The organism is Pseudocolwellia agarivorans (assembly GCF_002000085.1).
Classification (GTDB): Bacteria; Pseudomonadota; Gammaproteobacteria; order Enterobacterales; family Alteromonadaceae; genus Pseudocolwellia; species Pseudocolwellia agarivorans.
The window spans coordinates 678,277-701,569 of record NZ_MUZU01000001.1; the positions used below are offsets into that span (position 1 = coordinate 678,277).

19 protein-coding genes and 5 tRNA genes are annotated in these 23,293 nt (G+C 34.3%); 20 read left to right on the plus strand and 4 right to left on the minus strand.

Annotation, left to right across the window (positions count from 1 at the left end):
• The first annotated feature begins 68 nt into the window (after positions 1-68).
• The 11 genes from B0X80_RS02920 (at position 69) to B0X80_RS02970 (ending at position 8,298) form a co-directional block, all read left to right on the plus strand.
• Positions 69-1,907, plus strand: a complete 1,839-nt coding sequence (locus B0X80_RS02920) for an IucA/IucC family protein (RefSeq protein ID WP_077338307.1) — start codon at positions 69-71, stop codon at positions 1,905-1,907.
• A gap of 9 nt (positions 1,908-1,916) precedes the next feature.
• A complete protein-coding gene (locus tag B0X80_RS02925; RefSeq protein ID WP_077338308.1) occupies positions 1,917-3,830 on the plus strand; it encodes an IucA/IucC family protein in 1,914 nt (637 codons plus the stop codon).
• A 2-nt stretch (positions 3,831-3,832) separates the two neighbouring features.
• Complete coding sequence (locus tag B0X80_RS02930; protein ID WP_077338309.1) at positions 3,833-5,053, plus strand: MFS transporter; 1,221 nt, start codon at positions 3,833-3,835, stop codon at positions 5,051-5,053.
• Between the two features lie 440 nt (positions 5,054-5,493).
• Positions 5,494-6,285 carry an imidazole glycerol phosphate synthase subunit HisF gene (hisF, locus tag B0X80_RS02935; RefSeq protein WP_077338310.1) on the plus strand — a complete coding sequence of 264 codons (792 nt, stop codon included), beginning with the start codon at positions 5,494-5,496 and terminating at the stop codon, positions 6,283-6,285.
• Positions 6,279-6,899 carry a bifunctional phosphoribosyl-AMP cyclohydrolase/phosphoribosyl-ATP diphosphatase HisIE gene (gene hisIE, locus B0X80_RS02940; protein WP_077338311.1) on the plus strand — a complete coding sequence of 207 codons (621 nt, stop codon included), beginning with the start codon at positions 6,279-6,281 and terminating at the stop codon, positions 6,897-6,899. The genes hisF and hisIE overlap by 7 nt, the downstream gene beginning before the upstream one ends.
• Before the next feature lie 152 nt (positions 6,900-7,051).
• Positions 7,052-7,534 (plus strand): GNAT family N-acetyltransferase, encoded by a 483-nt coding sequence (locus B0X80_RS02945; RefSeq protein ID WP_077338312.1) that lies wholly within the window; start codon positions 7,052-7,054, stop codon positions 7,532-7,534.
• Between the two features lie 196 nt (positions 7,535-7,730).
• Positions 7,731-7,807: transfer RNA gene (locus B0X80_RS02950), tRNA-Met, on the plus strand.
• A gap of 10 nt (positions 7,808-7,817) precedes the next feature.
• Positions 7,818-7,902 (plus strand) — tRNA-Leu (locus B0X80_RS02955).
• A gap of 38 nt (positions 7,903-7,940) precedes the next feature.
• Positions 7,941-8,015: transfer RNA gene (locus B0X80_RS02960), tRNA-Gln, on the plus strand.
• A gap of 73 nt (positions 8,016-8,088) precedes the next feature.
• Positions 8,089-8,163, plus strand: a tRNA-Gln gene (locus tag B0X80_RS02965).
• Positions 8,164-8,213: 50 nt separating this feature from the next.
• Positions 8,214-8,298 (plus strand) — tRNA-Leu (locus B0X80_RS02970).
• Positions 8,299-8,375: 77 nt separating this feature from the next.
• On the opposite strand, the gene B0X80_RS02975 is transcribed toward B0X80_RS02970, so the two are convergent.
• Positions 8,376-9,560, minus strand: coding sequence for an FAD-dependent monooxygenase (locus tag B0X80_RS02975; RefSeq protein WP_342743267.1), 1,185 nt, complete (start codon positions 9,558-9,560; stop codon positions 8,376-8,378).
• Between the two features lie 248 nt (positions 9,561-9,808).
• Between B0X80_RS02975 and B0X80_RS02980 the strand changes: the two genes are divergently transcribed.
• The 7 genes from B0X80_RS02980 to lnt all read left to right on the plus strand — a co-directional run bounded on the left by B0X80_RS02980 (position 9,809) and on the right by lnt (position 18,732).
• Positions 9,809-10,255, plus strand: a complete 447-nt coding sequence (locus B0X80_RS02980) for a hypothetical protein (protein WP_077338314.1) — start codon at positions 9,809-9,811, stop codon at positions 10,253-10,255.
• Between the two features lie 28 nt (positions 10,256-10,283).
• The gene (locus tag B0X80_RS02985) at positions 10,284-13,040 is read left to right on the plus strand and encodes a ligand-binding sensor domain-containing protein (RefSeq protein ID WP_077338315.1); all 2,757 of its coding nucleotides are present in this window, start codon (positions 10,284-10,286) and stop codon (positions 13,038-13,040) included.
• A 207-nt stretch (positions 13,041-13,247) separates the two neighbouring features.
• The gene (gene miaB / locus B0X80_RS02990; RefSeq protein ID WP_077338316.1) at positions 13,248-14,690 is read left to right on the plus strand and encodes a tRNA (N6-isopentenyl adenosine(37)-C2)-methylthiotransferase MiaB; all 1,443 of its coding nucleotides are present in this window, start codon (positions 13,248-13,250) and stop codon (positions 14,688-14,690) included.
• A 33-nt stretch (positions 14,691-14,723) separates the two neighbouring features.
• Positions 14,724-15,779 (plus strand): PhoH family protein, encoded by a 1,056-nt coding sequence (locus tag B0X80_RS02995; protein ID WP_245825371.1) that lies wholly within the window; start codon positions 14,724-14,726, stop codon positions 15,777-15,779.
• The gene (ybeY, locus tag B0X80_RS03000) at positions 15,779-16,234 is read left to right on the plus strand and encodes an rRNA maturation RNase YbeY (RefSeq protein WP_077338317.1); all 456 of its coding nucleotides are present in this window, start codon (positions 15,779-15,781) and stop codon (positions 16,232-16,234) included. Before B0X80_RS02995 ends, ybeY begins: the two co-directional genes overlap by 1 nt.
• A gap of 42 nt (positions 16,235-16,276) precedes the next feature.
• Entirely contained in the window at positions 16,277-17,155 is an 879-nt protein-coding gene (locus B0X80_RS03005) for a CorC family transporter (RefSeq protein ID WP_077338318.1), read from the plus strand.
• A gap of 20 nt (positions 17,156-17,175) precedes the next feature.
• Positions 17,176-18,732, plus strand: coding sequence for an apolipoprotein N-acyltransferase (gene lnt / locus B0X80_RS03010; RefSeq protein ID WP_077338319.1), 1,557 nt, complete (start codon positions 17,176-17,178; stop codon positions 18,730-18,732).
• 55 nt (positions 18,733-18,787) lie between these two features.
• Here lnt and B0X80_RS03015 read toward each other — a convergent pair whose 3' ends face one another.
• On the minus strand, positions 18,788-19,753 hold the full coding sequence (locus B0X80_RS03015) for a sensor domain-containing diguanylate cyclase (RefSeq protein ID WP_077338320.1): 966 nt from the start codon (positions 19,751-19,753) through the stop codon (positions 18,788-18,790).
• A 2-nt stretch (positions 19,754-19,755) separates the two neighbouring features.
• Positions 19,756-20,850 carry a response regulator gene (locus tag B0X80_RS03020; RefSeq protein ID WP_077338321.1) on the minus strand — a complete coding sequence of 365 codons (1,095 nt, stop codon included), beginning with the start codon at positions 20,848-20,850 and terminating at the stop codon, positions 19,756-19,758.
• 188 nt (positions 20,851-21,038) lie between these two features.
• Between B0X80_RS03020 and tpx the strand changes: the two genes are divergently transcribed.
• Both tpx and B0X80_RS03030 read left to right on the plus strand, forming a co-directional pair.
• Positions 21,039-21,635, plus strand: coding sequence for a thiol peroxidase (gene tpx, locus B0X80_RS03025; protein ID WP_077338322.1), 597 nt, complete (start codon positions 21,039-21,041; stop codon positions 21,633-21,635).
• Positions 21,636-21,939: 304 nt separating this feature from the next.
• Positions 21,940-22,419: an Hsp20 family protein gene (locus tag B0X80_RS03030; protein ID WP_076418440.1), complete on the plus strand. Its 480-nt coding sequence runs from the start codon at positions 21,940-21,942 to the stop codon at positions 22,417-22,419.
• 75 nt (positions 22,420-22,494) lie between these two features.
• Here B0X80_RS03030 and B0X80_RS03035 read toward each other — a convergent pair whose 3' ends face one another.
• Positions 22,495-23,274 (minus strand): alpha/beta fold hydrolase, encoded by a 780-nt coding sequence (locus B0X80_RS03035; protein WP_077338323.1) that lies wholly within the window; start codon positions 23,272-23,274, stop codon positions 22,495-22,497.
• Between the last annotated feature and the right edge of the window lie 19 nt (positions 23,275-23,293).

Here is a 23,293-nt window from a genome sequence, read left to right on the forward strand (position 1 = left end):
AGCAATAAATTTATTGGACGCTTTATTACTAGTCATCACTTTAGTAAATCATTTATAAGGATCATTTTATGCCTATTGCACATTTAGCATCAGCTTCAGAAAGAGCAGATCAATTTACTCTACAAAGCTTTTTAAATTGTTATTTACGAGAATATGCCAAACCAAAAAATCTACTAACTTTCACCCAAAACCCACAGAAAAATAACTGGCCATTATCATTGCATCAGCAATGGAATCAATGTGCAGGATATACGCTCACTATTAACTTACCTGTACAGCAGAAAAAAATTTTATTATTAGTCGATAATAATCAACCACAAATTAATTTACGTTACTTATCAGATTGCTACCTTGGGGAATTACCTAAAAAAACGACAAGTAATAAAATTATTTCAATACTGATCAAAGAATTATGTATTGATTTTAAACAACCCTTTAATCAGGAGCTAGTAGACCAAATAACTAACAGTCGAGAATTTTTATTCACACTATTAAGTTCCGCACCAACATGCCAACGTATGACATCGGTAAGCCAAGATTATTTAAGCAGCGAACAACAAATGGCATTAGGCCATGCTTTTCATCCTGCCCCTAAAGCAAGATTAGGTTTTTCAGACACTCAATTAAGACAGTATTCACCTGAGTTTGGTACTGGCTTTCAGCTTCATTACTTTGCCATTCCACTTGAGTTTATTCAGCAAAAAGGCTTATCTGATATTTGCGCTAAAACGATTATTAATGATGATTTGCCAAAAGGATTAACATTAAAACTAAGTAATAATGAGCAAATAATTCCTTGTCATCCATGGCAAGCGCAATACATAAAGCGACTACCTCAGGTGTCAGAACTCATTAAAAAAGAAGTAATAAAAGACTTAGGTTGTTTAGGAAAGTTTTTTTATGCAACCTCTTCAGTACGAACTTTATATAGCCCGAGTAGTCGCTATTTTTATAAAGCTTCCTTACATATAAGACTTACTAACTGTCTACGTAAAAATGCAATTTATGAACTAGATACCGCCCTTACGCTAAGTAATATTTTAACTAAAGAAACAGCACTAAAACAGAACTTCCCAAACTCTAAGCTATTACAAGAACCCGCATACATTACTGTTGATTTAAAATTAAAAAATGCTGACGATAATAAAATCATACAAGAAGCATTTGCTATGATTTTTCGTGAAAGCTTTACCAAGTCTCAATTAGATTTATATCAACCTAAAGTAGCAGGAGCTTTATTTTCTGAGAACCCTTTTGGACCTAATCGTGCTCGTAGTTTAGTTGCCCAATATGCCAGAAACACTGATAAGAGCTTTCATCAAGCAGCATTGTTATGGTTTGGTGCTTACACAAAGCAGTTAACACATACGGTATTATTTTCTTACTTTGAACGTGGATTAGTTTTTGAACCACATTTACAAAATGTACTCATTGGTTTTAAAGAGCATTTTCCCACTCAAATATTTATGCGAGATATGGAAGGAACTAAATTAGTTAAAGATCATAAAATAAAACAGGATGTCAGTCAGCTATCAAGTACAGCTCATAATGCCGTATATTATTCGGCTGAAAAAGGCTGGAATAGAGTGTCTTACTGCCTTTTCGTGAATAATCTTTGCCAATGCGTTTTTTATATATCAGGAGGAGATCCTGTTTTAACAAAACAACTATGGGCTAAATTAGGAGATATTCTCAGTCATTATTTAAAAACATACCCTAGCTCTGATGCTAAAGAAAAGATTAGTCATTTACTGAATGGACAGTATTTGCCCAATAAAGGGAATTTATTAATTAGAGTACAAAAGCAGGCAGATAAGCATGCTGAATATATTCCTTTAATTAACCCAATTATTGCACCATTAACTGATAACTCTTTATTAAATGTTATTAAACATGCGATAGCATAAGGAAGTAAAATGTTATCTATAAATTATAGTGCAAGCTCTTTAACGCAACACCAAGAAACATTTATCTCTTTTTTAGAAGAGACAGAGCAGCAAGAAGCATTAATAAAAAAAGCATTACAGCCCTCATTAGTGATGACTCAATTTCATATTGCTCATCAACAAGTTATTCACAAGCTAATAAATGCTTTATTACGTGAACAGATAATGGAATTACAGGGCAATCTTCTTATTTGGCATGGTACTGGACCACAAGATAAAAGGGTTTGGCGTATTGATGGCTTAAAATGTTTTTCAAGCGGAGAAGTAATGAGCTTGGAACAAGTAATCACTTTCACTCAAGAGAAGGTAATTTCTTGCATCGAATTAATCGCGCCTCTCAGTAAGTTATTTAATTCGATAAAGTTCAAAGAATTTAGGCAAGATCTACAGCAAACTTGGTTTAATACAGCCCTAGCTTTAGCCTATCGCTTAGTATGGGGCAAAGAGTTAGATGCAAAGAATCAAAAAAATAAAAATTTATGGCATTATTTATCACAACTCAATATCTCTCAAGCTTATTCATTTTTAGAGCAATGGGCTGCAGTTGGACATCCATCACACCCTACAGATCGTAGTAAGCCTGATTTAGATTTATCGCAAATTTTATCTTATTCACCCGACTTTAATGCCAATGTAAATCTAATACTAGGAGCACTAAAAACAGATCATGTATCTACCGATAGTATGATTAAAGGTGAAGCTATAAGCCCAACAGATATTCGTATTTACTGGCATGAATATTTTCCTTCTCAAATGAAAATATGGCAAGAAGAATTAAAAAAAACTGGACTTAACGCGCAAAACTACTTACCTATTCCTATTCACCCGTGGCAAGCAAAATATTCTTTGCCTACATTATTTAATAACGAACTTCAGCAAAAAACACTCGTACTATTTGAAAATATTACCATTAAAACGCTACCTACATTAAGTTTTAGAAGCATGTTACCATTATCAAACCGTGCTCCTTGTTTAAAGGTACCTGTAGCAATAAAAATGACCAGTGCTAAACGTTTATTATCGGTACGTTCTGCTCATATGGGACCTAGGTTTTCTAGTTTAATGAAACAGCTATTAAATAAATTACCACAAGTTGAAGAATACTTTTCCCTACAGCCTGAAGATATAGGACTCCATTATCAATCACCGACTCAACCTAATGATCAATTAGCTAGTCATTTATCTTATATTTGCCGTCAAAATGCATGTAATTCAGCTAAGCCTGATGAAATAATGCTACCTGCAGCAAGTTTGTTAGCTCCTGATATACAAGGAAAACCATTATGGCTAAGTATATTACAACATCAAGGAAATGAAGATTGGTCTGCGGCTATGAAACAATTAGCACAATACAGTAAGGTATTGTGCCATGGGCCACTAGCATTCTATTTACATACAGGAATTGGATTAGAAGTACACCAGCAAAATACTGTATTAGTGTGTAATCAACAAGGTAATATAAAACGTTGTTTAACTAGAGATTTTGGTGCATTTAGAATTTACTTACCTCAGTTTAATACCATAGGATTACCTCTAGAATTTCACCACGACAATAGACTACAAACAAAAGATCCAGCACAAGCACGAAATCGATTGGTTCATGCGATGTTAATTAGTCAATTGGGCGAATATATAAAATCATTAATTAATCATTATCAACTGGAGTCTAAACAAGCAGAAGCCCAAGCTTGGAGAATAGTAAAAGAGTCAATAAACAGCATAGTATCATCTCTCACTAATCAATTAGATCATCAATGGTTAGAGCAAGAAAAACATGCCCTTTTAAATGATCCTTGGCCAATGAAAGCTTTAATGCGAATGCGTTTACAGTCATCTGACAGCTATATATATTACTCAACCGATAATCCCTTAGAAAAGGTATAATAATGCTATTGCAACATTGGCGTAAGAGATTATCTTTTTTATTTTTAATACAATTACTTACCGTGGCAACAATGGAGATGAGCGGTCCTTTTTGGCCGCTTTATTTTAAACAGTTAAATCAAACATATTTAGGAAGTATTACCGAACAATGGGCTAGTATATTAGGGGGGTTAGCTTATATTTTACCTTTATTGGCAGCCATGCTAAGCGCACCTTTTTTTGGGGGGATTGGTGATAAATACGGGCACAAACTTATGCTATTACGTGCGTTATTTGCATTAGGTTTTTGCCAATTATTACTTGTTTGGATTCAAGACCCTATACTGATTTTATTCATTAGATTAATTCAAGGATTTACCGCAGGGACCATTGCTGCGACGCAAAGTTATTCAGCTAAAGTGAGCCCTATTAAACATAGAGGAAAAATTTTTAGCAGGATACAAGGTGCGACTGCAGCAGGTTCATTAATTGGACCTTTAGCTGGAGGTTATTGGTTAGAGCACTTACCAATGACAACTTTGTTTGAACGTTCAACTCTTATATTTGGTGTACTTTTTGTAGTTTTATATTATTTTTTACCAACAGATAACAAAGAAGAGATATATAAAAAAAATAAAAGTAATCATCCCAAAATAGATCTATCTAATAGTTTGTGGTCACCTGCTATATTACTAGCAAGTATTTGTCTAGCCCAACTTGCAAAACGGTTTCCACAAAGCTTTTATGCTTTATACGGAGAGTCTGTTTTAGGGCAAGGAAGTTTAATGATAGGTATTCTATATGCTGCAACAGGTTTTGGTATTTTAATTGCTGCTCCTTATAGCGGTCTCTACTTTGATAGACTAAAAAAAAGGAAACATAAACAATATTTTTTACAAGTTGTTTGCCTCATAGCTTTAATACTCATGTTATTACAAAGTCAAATTTATAGCTTTTATCCAGCACTCGCTATACGTTTTGGTTGGGGGGTATGCTTAGCGGCAATTCTTCCTTTATTATCAGCTCAACTAAGCGCATTAGGTGGTATAAGAAATATAGGTAAACAAGTTGGTATTAGTCATAGCGCAATAAAGCTTGGAGGTATACTAGGTATTGGTATCGGTTCACTAATCTTTGCTTTATTAAATTGGCAGTGGGCCTTCATCGCTATAGCATTAATATATGTAATATTGATTTGGGTACTAAACAAAACGCAAGTAGTTCAACAAAAAACACCCAAATGAATTATGCTGGAACCAGCATTTAGAATAAATTGATACACCTGATCGAATAATAATTGATTTATTATTTTTAAAATAAAAAAATTAAGTACACTGCCTTACGACTTAAAAGAGAATAGTCTATCCTTAAGATATAATACCTATTGCTTCAACGGTTAAGGTCGATTAATACACTATAGCTATATATCAAGTATCATATATAGCTAATAGCTATCAAACATATTTTTTATGTTAACTGTAGTGAAAAAATGCTGTATATTTACGCCCAAGAATTACTGTATTTCTCATTATTTCTACAAATACTTATGCAAGTAGATCCTTTAATTTAAATATTTATTTATTTTACAACAATCAATAGCGTTGTTTACATTAACTCTAAATATTAATAGATCTAAAAATGCTTAAAAATTACAAATCAAATAGTTAAAAAAAATGGTGAAACCATGTTAGCCAAACGTATAATCCCTTGTCTTGATGTTAAAGACGGTAAAGTAGTTAAAGGCGTAAAATTCCGTAACCATGAAATTATCGGTAATATTGTTCCCCTAGCTGAACAATACGCAAAAGCAGGTGCTGACGAACTCGTGTTTTACGATATTACCGCCAGTTCTGACGGTCGTGTTGTAGACAAAAGCTGGGTCACCCGTATTGCACAAGTTATCGATATTCCTTTTTGTGTTGCCGGTGGTATAAAAACCGAAGAAGACGCACAGCAAATATTAAAAATGGGTGCTGATAAAATTAGTATTAACTCTCCTGCCTTAATGGATCCTAGCTTAATTTCACGCCTTGCTGATCAGTTTGGTCAACAATGTGTTGTGGTAGGCATCGACAGTTTTTTTAATGAAGAAACTGGTGAGTATCAGGTTTACCAATTTACAGGTGACGAAACGCGTACACAAAAAACCTCATGGACTACTTTTGAATGGATCAAAAAAGTTCAAGAACTAGGTGCTGGTGAAATTGTTTTAAACTGCATGAACCAAGATGGTGTGCGTAAAGGTTACGACATAAAACAACTTGAGCAAGCACGCGCTGTTTGTAACGTACCTTTAATCGCTTCTGGCGGTGCTGGTGAAATGGTGCATTTTAGCGATGTATTTCAACAAGCTGATGTTGATGGTGCGCTAGCTGCTAGTGTTTTCCATAAAGGTATTATCCCTATCTCTGAATTAAAAGAGATGCTCAAACAAAATAAAGTTGAGATCCGACTTTGTGAGGAAAAAACATGTTAGTTACTTTAGAAAATAGCCAAGAACTTGCTTGGGATAAAATGGATAACCTATTACCTGCAATTATTCAAGACGCTGCAACCGGCGCTGTATTAATGCAAGGTTTTATGAATCAAGAAGCCTTAGAGGCAACGTTAAAATCAGGTAAAGCCACTTTCTTTAGCCGTTCTAAACAACGCTTATGGATGAAAGGCGAAAGCTCAAACAACACCTTAGACGTTAAGCAAGTATTAGCTGATTGTGATAAAGACTGTTTACTCATTGCTGCAAATCCTAATGGACCTACTTGTCATTTAAATACAACGTCTTGTTTTCCTGAAGAGAAACTTAGCCAACAAAACTTTTTAAGCCACTTAGAACGCTTTGTTGATAAACGAGCTAACGATCCTATTGAAGAAAGCTACACAGCAAAATTATTATCTCGCGGTACAAATAAAGTTGCTCAAAAAGTGGGGGAAGAAGGTGTTGAAGTAGTAATAGCCGCTCTTGCTGAAACTAAAGAAGAGTTTTTAGGTGAATGCGCTGACTTGTTTTATCACACGCTTGTACTGTTAAAAGATCAAAATGTAGAGCTTTCTGAAGTCATGGAAATATTACAAAAAAGACATAATAAATAATCAACACTATTTGTTATTTAATGAAAGGCACTTTTTAGTGCCTTTTTTATTGCGCTGTTTAATTACGTTAGCTTAATACTTTATTTAATACATTGCGCAAATTATGATTAAAAGCATAACGATTAAATATTAATAAGCTCAGGTTACAAATTATGCCACAACAATTATTATGGTTCACAAAACCATTCACATCGCTGACAACAAATGAGTTATACGATATTTTAAAATTACGTATTGATATTTTTGTTGTTGAACAAGCCTGCTATTACCCTGATCTTGATGAACATGATAGACACTCAGACACTGTCCACCTTTTTGCCTATTCTCTTAATGAAATTAAACATAACAACAATGTAATAGCCGCTTATTTACGTATTTTACCGAAAGACACCACTTATACCGATTATATAAGTATAGGTAGAGTTGTTATTGCTCCCGAATACCGAGGGCAAAAGCTAGGGCATCTATTAATGAAAAAAGCACTAAAGGCGTGTGAAGAAAATTTCCCCGGAGAAAGTATAAAAATATCAGCTCAGGCGCATTTAGAAAACTATTATCAAGCTTATGGCTTTAATCGTATTTCAGATATCTATTTAGAAGACAATATCCCTCATATTGCCATGCTAAGACTCTGATTATAAATTAGTATATTTTTCAAACGTAGAATTAAAAAAATGTTTACATATAAGTAGACAGAGTGAACAGTTTAACGGCAAATCGAACACTGTTTGTTCAAACAGTCAAAAAGTCTCTTTTTTTATAAAAAAACGGTTGACGTAGGTCAACGAGATTTGCATAATACGCGCCACTTGCTTACAGGCAGGTTGGTAAGGCTACATAGCTCAGTTGGTTAGAGCACATCACTCATAATGATGGGGTCCCAGGTTCGAGTCCCGGTGTAGCCACCATTTTTGAAATGCGGGGTTGGCGGAATTGGTAGACGCGCTGGATTTAGGTTCCAGTATCGCAAGATGTGAGAGTTCAAGTCTCTCACCCCGTACCATTTCAAAGCAACGTTAGTTGCAAAGTAAGTTACATTGCAGGGGTATAGCCAAGCGGTAAGGCAGCGGGTTTTGATCCCGTCATTCAGAGGTTCAAATCCTCTTACCCCTGCCACTTTCTTTGAAAATTCTTTATATATTTCATCTAATAGAATGGTTGCATGTAATTTACATTTGAGTTTTTCTGCAGGGGTATAGCCAAGCGGTAAGGCAGCGGGTTTTGATCCCGTCATTCAGAGGTTCAAATCCTCTTACCCCTGCCACTTCTCAAGTTCTAGAACAACTTAATATTTCCAAAAAGATTATATTATGCGCGGGGTTGGCGGAATTGGTAGACGCGCTGGATTTAGGTTCCAGTATCGCAAGATGTGAGAGTTCAAGTCTCTCACCCCGTACCATGTAATAATATATACACGCTCGAAAATCATTAAAATCTATTTATTTTTTCTCTCCCTTTATTTTATAAATTAAAAATCTACAATCCACATGCATACGCTAATGCTTTATTTTTAATAGCTCCCGATTTATTCGCTATAAAGAGTCCTAAATTACGAGCTGCTTTAGCAATAATAGAAGGATGACTGAAAGAAACGTATAAAGCATCCATAGCTGTCATCATTAATAGATTATCGGTTCTTCTTTGTTTCTCGTAACGGGATAGTACATCCACATCAAACCATGCCTCTCCGTTACCTATTGCTTCCGCAATGACATGTTGGAGTGCTTTAACATCTTTAAATCCAATATTAACTCCCTGCCCTGCCATGGGATTTATAGTATGAGCTGCATCCCCAAGTAAAATCACTCTATTTTTTTGATAAGTATTGGCGTGCTTACGTGTTAAAGAAAATGCACCTTTATCGATAACCTTTATTTCCCCTAATCGTTCAGGGAAATGCTTCATGACTTCTAATTCAAGTTGATGATTACTTAGAGAAGATAAGCGCTTAATTTCATTTTTTCGATGATACCAAACCAAAGAAGCGTAGCCGCCAAGCTCACTCTCTCCACTAAGAGGTAACATAGCTACAGGCCCAGTTTCATAAAATTGCTGCCAAGTGATATTTTGTTGTAAAAGTTCCGTTTCAACATTTATAAGCATAGCTGATTGACCGTAATCCCAGCCCGTTACCCCTATGTTAGCTAAAGTTCTCACCTTACTGTTAGCACCATCAGCAGCAATAAGTAACTTTGACGAGATAGTATGCCCTTTAAGTTCGATAATCACTTCATTCTCGTATTGTTCAAACGATAACAGTGTATTAGGACAAAATGTGGTTATATTATGCTGATTTTGTATAACTTCCCACAACGAAAGTTGAATTAACCTGTTTTCAACAATATGCCCTAAAATAGGCTGCTTAATCGTTTGTGAATCAAACTCAGTATAAGACAATTCACTTTCCCATACTCCTAATCTAGAATATGGGCACATCCTTTTTTTCGATAATAAATTCCAAACATCGAGTTGTTCAAGCAATTGTTGAGTTGCAGCAGAAATGGCTGACACTCTTAAATCAAAAGGTGATTTAGGTTGAAACGCTTCGCAAGGTTTAACTTCAACTATCGCAATATTTAATCCTAAGTTCGCTAATGTTAAAGCACTAGCTGCACCAACCATTCCACCACCAACAACAACACAATCAAAGTTTTTCATCATTACTTTCTTTAGTTCTTCATATGGTTTTATTTTAACGAACCTTAGCTGTATATACGATAATTAAATCGTAATCAAATTTACAAAAAATAGACGATATATATGAGCACATATAAATATCTTTTCTATACTAGGTGTGTATATTTTTATTTTGACCTTGGTTGTAGATTGAAATCCCATAGTCCCAAATATATAGCAAATAGTAAGCACTAAAATAAAAACAATTAAAATGACTTATACAAGGAATAACAATGAGCCATATAGAAGAAAAATTAAAAATAGCAGAAGATATTAACTTAACTTTCGATTTAAAAGAAAAACCGAATAACTCAAATTTAAAAGCCCATAGAGATCGCGCTGTAATTGCTAACTTACGTGCAAATTTAGTATTGCCTAATAATAAAATATTAACTGTAGATATAGATTTTGACTCAACAAGTGGCTACCATAACAACACGATGATGATTATGGATGACTTTGGCGTAGAGATACTCGCCACAGGGTTTGAAACAAAATATGGCAAAGAACATGCCGATAAAATACGCCATGCATGGGCGAATAAAGAACGCCCTTCAGATCCAAGAAAACCAACCTATATGTTGGTACAAAGACCTATTGATACCAATTTGGTGCCTAAAGTTTTTGTGGTTTGCGGTAGAAAAGACCACATTTCCAGCTCACCGAAAAACATCTTATAAATCATTGTTTACTAAGTGGCATACTATTTTGCCGCTTATATTCCTGATATTTACATTTATTTCTTCAAGCATATCCGCATCATCTATAAATCCGCTATCGTCTTATGTAAAACCTCAGAATATACTTCAAGACAATAATGGTTTTATTTGGTTTGGGGGGCAAGCAGGACTATCTCGTTTTGACGGCGTTAATATTATTAGCTTTTCAAGCCAAAGTGCTCAATGGAATATTCCCTTTACTTGGATACATGACATAACTTCCGAAGGCGACAATTTTATTGTTTCTACTGAATCACATCAATTATGGAAGTTTAATCCAACAACAAGGAAAACATCTCAAGTAGAAATCAACCTTCCTTCAAAAACCATTTACAATGCTATCATTTTTAAAGGAAAGTATTATTTAAATATTCCGAAAGATATTTATCAATATACCCCATCAACTAAATCAACAAACCTTATTGCTGAAGATATAGATATTGCTTATTTTGAAAAAACAACAAAAAATTTATATGCCGCAGGTCGAGATGGATTATTTAAATACGAAAACAACACATTTTCCCCCATTGTTAATGAAAATATTTACCAAGTATCGACCAATGAAAACGGTATTTTAGTTATAACCAAAAATAACATTTTATATATTGATGATAGTGGCTATCGTCAAATAATACCAAACAACGACAAATTATTAATAAGTACTAAAACTAATGACGGTAACTTTATTTTACTTAATAAAGCAGGCAACATTGTAAAATTATCTGCTAATAATTTAACTAAAATGGAACATGATTATCCTGATATAGAACAGTTAATTGCTAAAGACATCATGCAAGACTCTGCAAATACCTTATGGATAAGTAGTAATAAAGGGATCAAAACTATATCACCTTCGCCCATAAAAAATCATCCAAAAATCTATAATGTGGCCACTAACGCAAACGAAAGCGTTTTATTTAATAATGATATTTTGATTGGTAGTTATGGCGATGGCATTCATGTTTTCAACAATAAACGCTCAACATTATCATCAGAAATCAATTCATTTTTAACTCCTTTAGCTAAAAAAACAATGGATTTATTAGCGATTAACGATGATTTATACATAGCAACTTTTGACGGCTTATGGGTTTATAACCTTTTAGATAAAGAAGTAAAAAAAGTAGATTTTATTCACAATAACAAGTTGCTATTAAAAATAACCAAAAATCAAAACCTACTTTATATAGCAACTAATTATGATGGCTTTTATATTTATAACTTATTAACTAAACACATTATCGAACATATTGATGTAGATAACGGAATAAGTAGCTCTGAAATAATAGACATTATGACCCTTGATAACCATAAAATATGGTTAGCAACAGCTAAAGGCATTGATATATATAATCGTTACACAAAAGTTAATCAACATATTGACTTACCCGGTACAAGTAAGGTTATTTCATTTGCCGTACTGAATAATAAAGTTTACGCGGCAACAAAGGGAGATGGTTTATTTGTATTGAATTTTCACGGAGATATATTATCTAGATTAGGCGTTGGTATTGATTTTTCTATGATATCAGTAATAAACAATGAAATTTGGGCTCCTGCTCAGCAAGGGTTGTATCGTATAAACACTAAAGATAACACTATTTCATTGGTGCCAAACACTGAACAATATACCTTTACCGATAGCCCTATAAAACACAAAGATAATGTTTATATACCTCATTATGGGGGGATGCTAGAAGTACCATTAACCGATATAAAAAAATACAATGCACGTGTGTCTATAAGTGAAATCACTATTTCAGGACAAACATCTTTAACAAATAAAAACATTAATGTTAACTCCGAAAACGATGTAATATCTTTTAGTTTAGCAAGTTTAGACTTTCGTTCGGGTAAACCCAAAAAATTCAAATACCAAATAAATAATGGCGACTGGAATGATGTGTATGGGAATCAATTAACATTAACAGGATTACAATCAGGTACATATAAATTAATCATAAAAGGAACCAACAGCCTAGGGCAATGGAGTGATATCCATGCTTTTGCAGAAATAAACGTAGCTTACCCTTGGTATTTAACACCACAAATGAAAAAGTTTTATCTATTTTCTTTATGTCTTGCTCTAATCATAACGGCTTGGTTGTTATATCTTAGATTTAAATCCATTCGTCATATTCATGCAATATTATCTAACGATATTAGAATGCACGGTAAAATTAGCTTTAATGTGGAAAGAAACCTTTCACAAGCTAAAGAATTACTATCAATTGATTTTGACGATTTTACACCCGCACGCTTGCATCAAGTATCGCAAATAGTCAATGAATGCATGGAATCCTTATCTAAAAGTGATAACGATAACGAACCCAATAGCATTAGAGGTAAGTCACTAGAGGTCGCCCTACCTTATTTTGTAAACTATATACACGAAAAGTATCATTCAAATATTGATTTACAGATTGATATTTCTGAATCACGACTAAGCCATGAAATGCAAGCCGACATGTATAAAATTATATACGAGACAATAGTTTCAACAATAATAAACGGTAATGGGAGAAATTTTGAAATAACAATACAAGAGTTCAAACAAAAAATATGGCTAACTATTTCTAATGATGAAAATGGTTTTTCAAAATTTAAAAATAAAATAAACTTTGATATGTCAATGTATTACATTCGTCAAATAGCGAGTAAATACAATGCTTCTTTTAATGTTTTTGATAAAGAAAATTCAGGTAGCCAACTCATCATCAGTATTCCATTGATGGATATTTCTTAACACCTTTCACTTAAAAAACTCCCTATGATATGAATTCTCCTCATATAATTTTAAATATAATTTAAGAAATCAATTTGTTACAAATCAAATACGGTTTAAACAAAGTTAATTCACTTCCTCGCGCTAACTAAACTGGCGTCTCCTCTAAAGAAAGAGTAAAATACGACTCCTTTTTTAAATCACTATTGAACTATTAGGCACGTATTAATGAGTAAAAAGCTTTTCATCAAAACATGGGGCTGCCAAATGAACGAGTACGACTCGCAGAAAATGGCTGAACTTCTAGATTCAACTCATGGCTATGAGTTAGCAGACGAAGCTGAAGACGCTGATGTTATTTTATTAAATACTTGTTCAATACGTGAAAAAGCTCAAGAAAAAGTATTTCACCAACTCGGCCGCTGGAAAACACTAAAAGCAACAAATCCAAACCTTGTTATTGGCGTAGGTGGCTGTGTAGCCTCTCAAGAAGGGGATGCTATTCGCCAAAGAGCGCCTTATGTTGATATGGTTTTTGGCCCTCAGACCTTACATAGATTACCTGAAATGATCCAACAAGTAACAGGCGATAAAAACCCTGTTGTTGATGTAAGCTTTCCTGAAATTGAAAAATTTGATCGCTTGCCAGAACCAAAAGCAGATGGCCCTACAGCCTTTGTTTCTGTGATGGAAGGCTGTAGTAAATATTGCACTTTCTGTGTAGTTCCTTATACACGCGGTGAAGAAGTCAGTCGCCCGCTTGACGATGTACTCTATGAGGTTGCTCAACTTGCAGAACAAGGCGTACGTGAAGTTAATTTATTAGGACAAAACGTAAACGGTTACCGTGGTGAGTCACATGACGGTAGCATATGTCGTTTTTCTGAATTATTACGTTTAATTGCTACAATTGATGGTATTGATAGAATTCGTTATACCACCTCTCACCCGATTGAATTTACAGACGACATTATTGAAGTTTATAAAGACGTTCCTGAACTAGTGAGTCATCTACATTTACCAGTACAAAGCGGTAGTGACAGAATTTTAGTACAAATGAAACGCGGACATACTGCTTTAGAATATAAGTCCCAAATACGTAAACTGAAAAAAGCACGTCCAGAAATTTGTATGTCTTCAGACTTTATTATTGGTTTCCCTGGTGAAACTGATGATGATTTTAAAGCAACAATGAAACTGATCACAGATATTGATTTTGATTTAAGCTTTAGCTTTATTTATAGCGCTCGCCCAGGAACACCCGCAGCAGATTTACCTGATGATGTTTCAGACCAAACGAAAAAAGATCGCTTACAAATATTACAAGACACTATTAGTAATCAAGCATTACGTATCGCGCGTCAAATGTTAGGTACTGAACAACGTATTTTAGTTGAAGGTCCTTCAAAGAAAAATCCAATGGAACTACGTGGTCGCACAGAAAATAACAGAATTGTAAACTTTGAAGCGCCTCATCATGTTATTGGTCAATTTGTTGATGTGAAAATTACCGATGTTTATTCTAATTCTCTTCGTGGCGAATTAATAAGAGAAGAAAAAGACATGGGATTACGTGTTGCACATTCACCTGCTGACATTCTTGCAAACAATCATCACCAGCAAGCAAAGCATGCCACAAATGATATTGGTGTAAGTACTTTTACACCTTAATTACCTAAATACCTTATTTTTTGGATAGTGACTTTGAGTAAAAATAGCAACCACATATTAACATTAGAGCCTGAAGATAATTCACGACAAGCCTCCCTATATGGGCCAATGGACGATAACTTAAAAACAATTGAAAAACGCTTAGGCGTTGAAATAAGTTACCGTGGTAATCAAATTAAAATTGTGGGTAAAGAAAATAATTGTTTAGCGGTTAGTAAAATATTAAAAGATTTATATGTAGAAACGAGTACTGTCAAAAATCAGCATCAAGACATTACTGACGAAATGGTTCACCTTGCTATTATTAGCGCCAATGTTTTAGAACAAGAGCCGAATAAAAGTAATCTAGATGTTAATTTTGATAAGCTAATTACCATCAAAACTAAACGTGGTGTTATTAAACCTCGAAATGAAAACCAACAAAGTTATGTCCACAATATAGTAACTAACGATATTAGTTTTGGCGTAGGCGTTGCTGGTACGGGCAAAACATACTTAGCAGTTGCTTGTGCAGTTGAAGCATTAGAAAGACAAGAGGTTAGACGTATTTTATTAACACGTCCAGCTGTAGAAGCCGGCGAAAAATTAGGTTTTTTACCAGGTGACCTATCACAAAAAGTAGATCCTTACTTACGCCCTCTTTACGATGCTTTATTTGAAATGCTAGGGTTTGAAAAAGTAGAAAAACTAATCGAACGTAACGTTATTGAAGTGGCTCCGCTTGCTTATATGAGAGGTCGCACCCTAAACGATGCCTTTATTATTTTAGATGAAAGCCAAAACACAACCGTTGAACAAATGAAAATGTTTTTAACCCGTATAGGTTTTAATGCTAAAGCAGTAATTACTGGAGACATTACTCAAGTAGACTTACCTCGTGGACAAAAATCAGGTTTACGACACGCAATAGAAGTACTTGAAGATATTCCCGGCGTTAGCTTCAACTTTTTTGAATCAAAAGATGTGGTACGTCACCCCGTGGTGGCAAGAATTATTGAAGCCTATGAAGCACACGATAAAAAGACAAATCGTATTAAAGTAGAAAAAAGTGCTGCTGCAATAGAAAACAAAGCAAAGGCTCAAGAGTAATGGCTGTACAATTAGATGTTCAAATTGCTTGTGAAAATCAAACATTACCATCAATAGAACAGTTGCAATTATGGACTGAAACGGCATTATCCACCATTGAAAACGCCCCTGAATTAACCATTCGACTCGTTGAAACAAAAGAAAGCCAACAACTAAATCATCAATATCGTCAAAAAGACAAGCCAACGAATGTTTTATCTTTTCCCTTTGAGGTACCTGAAGGTATTGATATTAACTTATTAGGTGACCTGATTATATGTGCTGACGTGGTTATTAAAGAAGCACAAGAGCAAAACAAAAAATGTGATGATCATTGGGCTCATTTAGTTATACATGGATGCTTGCATTTACTCGGTTATGACCATATAAAAGAAAATGAAGCTACTGAAATGGAATCAATAGAAATAAAACTATTATCAACACTTGGTATAGACAACCCATACCAAGAAGTATAAATTCCATATTTAAATACTAATTATAGGAAACGAAATATCCCTATGGGCGATGATAACCCACACTCTAGCAGCGGTTCTTCAAATAAATCACTTTGGACGAAAGTTACACAAGTATTTACAGGAGAACCGAAAAGTAAAGATGAACTAGTTGATGTCTTAAACGATGCTGAAGACAGAGAATTAATACGACCTGAAACCAAGTTAATGATTAAAGGGGTTTTAGAAGTATCAGATATGCGCGTGAGAGATATCATGATACCTAGATCACAAATGGTTACCCTTGATATTAACGATCCCCTTGATAAGTCACTCCCTAAAATTGTTGAATCTGGCCACTCGCGATTCCCTGTTATTAATGAAGACATTGATAAAATTGAAGGAATACTTTTAGCCAAAGACCTTCTTGCTTACGCTTTTCAACAACAAGATGAAGAATGTACTATAGCAAAGGTTATCAGACCTTCGATTATGGTTCCTGAAAGTAAAAAAGTTGAGCCACTATTAAAAGAATTTAGATCTCAGCGTTACCATATGGCTGTTGTTGTTGATGAGTATGGCGGTGTGTCAGGCGTTGTTACTATTGAAGACATTTTAGAGCTAATTGTTGGTGAAATTGAAGACGAAACAGACGATGCTATAGAAGAAGATATAAAATATCTTGCAGGCCAAGTATATCAAGTTAAAGCATTAACTGAACTAGCAGACTTTAATGAATACTTTAATACCAACTTCAATGAAGAAGACGCTGACACAATTAGTGGCATTATCTTACATCAGTTTGGCCATATGCCTAAAAAAGGTGAATTAGTTAGTATTAATGATTTTGAATTTAAAATTACTGCTGCTGATACTCGACGCATTCAAGCAATACAAGTTACCGTTCCTAAAGATCATGAAATTAACGGCAAAAATATTGATTAGCATTACTCATTTGGATATCCATGTTTTCAACGTTAATCAAATCTCTCAAAGTATTTATTACCGCGCCTAAAAACTGGCTTAGCTTTATTGCTGGGCTTAGTTTAGTTTTCGCGTATGCCCCTTTTTCCTTATGGTGGCTACCATTTATTACGATTGGGCTTTGGCTTACTATAATCGACAATCATTCACCTAAAGAAGCCACTAAACACGGCTTTATTTTTGGTTTTGGTTGGTTCGCAAGCGGAATAAGTTGGGTTCATGTTGCTATCGATCAATTTGGAGGATTACCGCTCGTAGTATCCATTTTATTAATGGTGCTCCTTTCCCTTTATCTCGCGTTATTTCCTGCATTAGCAAGTTATTTATCCGCTAAGCTTTCAACGACTAAACAATTTAATGTTTGGTTATTTTCTGCTTTTTGGTTAATGACAGAATATTTACGTGGTGTACTCTTAACGGGCTTCCCCTGGTTATCTCTTGGTTATACTCAAATAGACAGCCCTTTAGCTTCCTTGATACCCGTTATTGGTGAGTTTGGTTTAACTTCAATAGTATTACTTACTTGTGTTTCAATCTTTCAACTTGTTAAGCGAAAAAACGTTTACTTATCAGCTAGCATACTTTTATCGACTCTTATCATAACAATATTTTTTAACCAGATAACTTGGGTTACCCCAACGGGTAAATCTATAAAAGTTGCGTTAGTGCAAGGTAATATAAAACAAGAAATAAAATGGGCCCCTGAACAAGAATGGCCGACTATGTTGAAATATTTAGACTTAACACGTATGAATTACGATGCTGACATCATCATTTGGCCGGAATCAGCTATAACGGCATTAGAGCCTAGAGCCCAAGACTTTTTAACGTTAGCAAATAAATCTGCAGCCTTAAAAAACAGTGCAATAATTACAGGAATATTAAATTATAACTATGATGAAAGAGAATACTTTAATAGCTTAATTACTTTAGGTAAAAAGCATGAAACAGACACGGAAGGAAGCTACGAATATAATCACAATAATAGATATTCAAAATATCATTTATTACCCATAGGTGAATTTGTTCCTTTTCAAGAATGGTTGAGGCCTATCGCACCATTATTTAATTTACCACAATCATCCTTCTCTTCTGGTGGGTATATACAACCTAACCTTGTTGCCAAAGACATTAATATATTGCCGCTTATTTGCTTTGAAATAGCTTTTCCTGCGCAATTAAGAGCAAATTTTCAATCTACAACTAATCTATTATTAACAGTAAGTAATGACTCTTGGTTTGGTGATTCTCATGGCCCTCATCAACATTTAGATATTGCAAGAATGCGAGCTGCAGAATTTGGGCGTCCCTTACTTCGCTCAACAAACAACGGGGTAACAGCAGCAATAGATCATACAGGTAATATCATAGCCACTGTCCCACAATTTACTGAAAGCGTACTCAGAGCAGAAATAAATTTAGTCACAGGAACAACACCCTACGCTAATTGGGGGCAGTATACTCAATGGCTAATACCTTTACTTACCTTATTAATATACTTGTTTAACGCATTACTTTATCAACGAAAAACAAAATAAAAAAACCTTATGTTGTACTAAACATAAGGTTTTTATAATCTATTAAATAGATAATTTACACGTTTTTTGGGTGTACACTTACTTTATTTCGGCCACTTTCTTTTGAACGATATAATGCAGCATCAGCATGTTCGATCCATGCTTCGTATGTTTTAATACTCGAGTCTACTTCGGCAATACCTAAACTTATAGTATAAGAAAGATCAATATCATTATGTCTAACAATAGACTGAGCAACTTCTTTACGTAATCTCTCAGCAAATATTTGCGCATTTTCTAATGCAGTATCCGCTAATAAAATCACAAACTCCTCACCACCGTAACGCCCTGAAATATCAGTTTCTCGCACGTGCTGCCTAATAAGTCCTGACAAATGACGAATAACATCATCTCCTACCGTGTGTCCGTATGTATCATTCACATGTTTAAAATGGTCTATATCTAAAATAACTAAACTACTCGCACTTCTACTGCGGCACCAACGCTTAAATTCAGTATTTAAACAATTTTCCCAATGCGCTCTATTGAATAGTTTTGTTAAACCATCTGTTTGACTTAAAACAGCTAATTCAGTGTTAACTCTTTCGAGGTCATTTTTATTGGTGGCGTTATCGGTTACATCATAAATAAGTAAGCATAAATGGGTTACTAGGCCAGTAGATGACATTAGGGGAATAAATGTCGTATTTTGATACATGTAATCAGCAGAGCCCGTAATAGGGCGATAGTTTTGAAACTTGAACAGGTAAGGTCTTTGCTCCCAAATAGTAAATGCTTTATTTTTAAGTAAAAAAACAGATTCAGCTTTACGTTTAAACCAGTCTTGAGGAATTTCCTCAAATAAAGAAAAAATCTCTTTTTCTTTTACCTCCCGTGGTAATAAACCACTATGGTTTTCCATAAAACCATTCCATATTTGAATTTTATACTGGCGATCGAGGACAACTAAACCCACATCAATGGTATGGAGCATTTCCATAAGCCAATGTAATTCATTCATTTGTTCAGTTTCTTGCGACATATTTAATCCAATAAGTAAGAAATTTTATTGTTAAGTGTTTTCATCGACTCTTCTGTGAACAGTAATAATAAGTCACATTTTATCGGGTAATTTTCAATACTGTAGCTTATCTCAATTGCCAGAGTTCGCCTCCAACGAGTTGAATTAGTCGCAATAAGTTCTGATATTTTTCTATGTTGACCTAAAACAACAGGATGGCCTTGGCTAAAATTCATATCAAGTTGTTCTGAAACACCACTTAAACAAGCACCAATTAAAACATTTGCCATGTCCATGAGTAGTTCTAATTCCGAATTTTCATCTAATACTTGCTGATAATTCATCAAGGTAGCAACATCTTTAAAACTTGAGTCATTAAGTATTAATAGCGCTTCTCCTGAAACGCCAGCACCTATGAATCCTTGGCAAATACCAGAGGTACTTTCATTCACTTCCACTGCTGATAAAGCCATACTTAATTCGCTAACTTCAATCAAATTAACATTAGGAATAGGTAAAACGACAAATACATCTAATAAACGAGCCAGTAAATCACCGGCACGTCCCATAGCAACGTTAGCTATTTCTTGATAACAGTCTCTTAAATCAGATTCGAGGAAATTAGCTTGCGTTTTTTTGTTCTCTTTCCCCTCAGTTATTATAGGGGATGACGCAGTAGAAGGATTAACTTTAGTAACTGAATCACTTTTAGCAATTACAGGAGCTTCTTTTATTACGGGTTTAGTTGGAGCGGTATACACACCATAAGCAGATAATATTTCGGTAAGCTTTTCTTTACTTACAGGTTTTTGAATAAAATCTAATGCACCTAAACTCGTTACTCTTTGATGTGCTTCAGGTTGAATATCACCAGAAATAACAATAACAAGGGTAGGAAGATCTTGCTCAACAATTGCCTGAAGAACTTCGTAGCCATCCATTCCTGGCATGTTCAAATCTAAAAGAAGAACATCGCCTTTTCCAGCTTTAATAGCTTCAATACCTTCAAAACCATTGGTCGCAAAACTTATATCGACATCCCAACCGTCTGGTAAAGAGCGCGCGACTTGTTTACGCGCCATATTTGAATCATCACAAATTAATAACGGAGTTGACATACACGCTTATTTCCTAAATTGACTCAAAATTGATAAAAATAGAAGAATATAAAAAAACAGTATTACTTAATCGCAAAGTTACTTATTAACAATAGGTAATAATAACGAAGACTGCAGATAATTTTTAAAAATATTTAAATAAAATGCGGTAAACTGTCTCAAATTAAATCTGATTAACTTATTATACAATGAAATTATTTACATTAATTACCTTTATTTTTATCACCTTATCCCCTTCGTTATCTGCACACGATATCGAACTATCAGAAAACAGCTCATTGGTTAAAGCGGGAGGAAAGTTTGTAACATTGCTTGGTAAACAACTTAATGTAGGTGATCACGCACCTAATTTTAAAGTGGTAAACGAAAGCTTTTCTCCTGTAACTCTAAACTCTTTTAAAGGTAAAAATATTTTAATATCAGTAGTTCCTAGTTTAGACACAGGTGTGTGTTCAATTCAAACAAAAAGATTTAACGAAAAAGTTGCATCTCTATCTGATAACACCATATTCCTGACTATTAGTAATGACTTACCCTTCGCTCAAAAACGTTTTTGTACAACCGAAAGCATTAACGATATTCAAGTTCTGTCTGATTCAGTTTGGCGTGATTTTGGGACTAAATACGGCCTTTTAATAAAAGATATGGGATTATTAACCCGATCAATATTTATTATTAACTCCGAACATAAAATTATTTACAAAGAATTGGTTACTAATATTTCAGAGCATCCGAATTATGAAAAAGCTTTTGAAGAAATTCTATTATTGAACAAAAAACCATAAAAAATTCACAATAATAATCAGCCACTTAAATAAAAAACCAAATATTTTTTAAATTTATTTGGTTTTTTTCTTGAAAAATATCACTTCAATACCATCTCTTATAGTGTAGTCGCCGATAGGGTCTACATTAACCGCCTGTTCAAATTGAAAGGCACATTTATCCTGATAATAAATTATTTAAAAATCGTTAACTCGCAATTTAATTGGCTTTAACTATATAGATTTTACTTCTATTGATTTTAACAAAAATAATGATATTTAACGGATATAGCATATTGCTAACTAAATATAGGATATGAATATTATGCGTACATCTACAGATTTTAGCCCACTTTACCGTTCATTTATTGGTTTTGACCACTTAGCTGGTTTGATAGATAAAGCCTCTAGAGCTGATAAACAATCATCTTACCCTCCATATAATGTTGAACTGCTTGCAGAAGATCAATATAGAGTGACTATGGCAATCGCTGGATTTGCTGAAGATGAGTTAGAAATTGAATCAAAACAAAATACATTAATTGTTACTGGCATAAAAACAGGCAGTAATAACAAAGGCGAACAAAAATTCTTACACCAAGGTATTGCTGAGCGTAACTTTGAAAGAAAATTTCAGCTTGGCGATCATGTAAAAGTAACCGGCGCTTCTATGGAACATGGCCTTTTACATATTGATTTAGAAAGAGAAATACCTGAAGCACTGAAACCAAGAAAAATAGCGATTAATGGAAAAAGCCCATTACAAAAAACAGTATCAAATATTCAGGAGGCTGCCGCTTCTTAATATGATTTAACAAGTGTTCTCCCTTATTTATTTTTGCCCAGCTTTTAGCTGGGCTTTTTTACGCCTAAAAATTATTTAACAATCTCTAATAAACTCAGCTATTTTAGGCTGTATTGTACTGGCATGACTTATTGGCCCCATATGTCCAGCTTCAAAACTCACTTCTTTAACGTTATCTAAGCTAGTAACAATCAGTGTTGCTAATGTTTTACTTAATTGTGGGCTTTGATTTCCTGTCATCATCATAACAGGAGATTTAATTTTATTGATATCATCAGATCCGTAAGTTTCAGCAGTTAAACCGATAAAATCTAAATTTACTTTTTCCATATCTTTAGCCATTAATTGCTGCATTCGTTCTGGTAGCTTTCTAAAAAAGCCTTTTGCATTCCAAAAGTCAGTAAATTTTTCAGCCGCTAAATAAAGATCATCAATATTAACTTCTTGAGCAAACTTATTAGCCGCTATTCTTGCTTCACTGCCTTGAGGCAATAAATGGAAAGCGACAGGCTCATACAAAGATAAAGATAACACCTGACTAGGGTTTTCTACTGCTAATTTTAAAGCAAGTGCGCCACCACAAGAGTGTCCTACAATATGATAAGACTCATTTGGAATAAGTTGTTGTAAAGCTTCTTGAATACGTTCTATCTCAATAGAAAAGTTATAACGCTGAGGTTCTGCAACAGCTTCAGCAGCTCCATATCCCAAAATATCTATATTGATCACTTTAAAACGAGTTTTTAAACATTCCACTAAAGGTAACCACTGCTTTGAACTACTCAAAGAGCTATGCAATAAAATAACAGCCGGCCCGCGTCCTAAAACATGTATCCCTAGGGGTAAATTAATCATTTAATACCTATTTTTTATA

Coding starts and splice junctions, on each gene's coding strand:
- B0X80_RS02920 (WP_077338307.1), top strand. CDS start 69: ATGCCTATTGCACATTTAGCATCAGCTTCAGAAAGAGCAGATCAATTT.
- B0X80_RS02925 (WP_077338308.1), top strand. CDS start 1,917: ATGTTATCTATAAATTATAGTGCAAGCTCTTTAACGCAACACCAAGAA.
- B0X80_RS02930 (WP_077338309.1), top strand. CDS start 3,833: ATGCTATTGCAACATTGGCGTAAGAGATTATCTTTTTTATTTTTAATA.
- hisF (WP_077338310.1), top strand. CDS start 5,494: ATGTTAGCCAAACGTATAATCCCTTGTCTTGATGTTAAAGACGGTAAA.
- hisIE (WP_077338311.1), top strand. CDS start 6,279: ATGTTAGTTACTTTAGAAAATAGCCAAGAACTTGCTTGGGATAAAATG.
- B0X80_RS02945 (WP_077338312.1), top strand. CDS start 7,052: ATGCCACAACAATTATTATGGTTCACAAAACCATTCACATCGCTGACA.
- B0X80_RS02975 (WP_342743267.1), bottom strand. CDS start 9,560: ATGATGAAAAACTTTGATTGTGTTGTTGTTGGTGGTGGAATGGTTGGT.
- B0X80_RS02980 (WP_077338314.1), top strand. CDS start 9,809: ATGAGCCATATAGAAGAAAAATTAAAAATAGCAGAAGATATTAACTTA.
- miaB (WP_077338316.1), top strand. CDS start 13,248: ATGAGTAAAAAGCTTTTCATCAAAACATGGGGCTGCCAAATGAACGAG.
- ybeY (WP_077338317.1), top strand. CDS start 15,779: ATGGCTGTACAATTAGATGTTCAAATTGCTTGTGAAAATCAAACATTA.
- B0X80_RS03005 (WP_077338318.1), top strand. CDS start 16,277: ATGGGCGATGATAACCCACACTCTAGCAGCGGTTCTTCAAATAAATCA.
- lnt (WP_077338319.1), top strand. CDS start 17,176: ATGTTTTCAACGTTAATCAAATCTCTCAAAGTATTTATTACCGCGCCT.
- B0X80_RS03015 (WP_077338320.1), bottom strand. CDS start 19,753: ATGTCGCAAGAAACTGAACAAATGAATGAATTACATTGGCTTATGGAA.
- B0X80_RS03020 (WP_077338321.1), bottom strand. CDS start 20,850: ATGTCAACTCCGTTATTAATTTGTGATGATTCAAATATGGCGCGTAAA.
- tpx (WP_077338322.1), top strand. CDS start 21,039: ATGAAATTATTTACATTAATTACCTTTATTTTTATCACCTTATCCCCT.
- B0X80_RS03030 (WP_076418440.1), top strand. CDS start 21,940: ATGCGTACATCTACAGATTTTAGCCCACTTTACCGTTCATTTATTGGT.
- B0X80_RS03035 (WP_077338323.1), bottom strand. CDS start 23,274: ATGATTAATTTACCCCTAGGGATACATGTTTTAGGACGCGGGCCGGCT.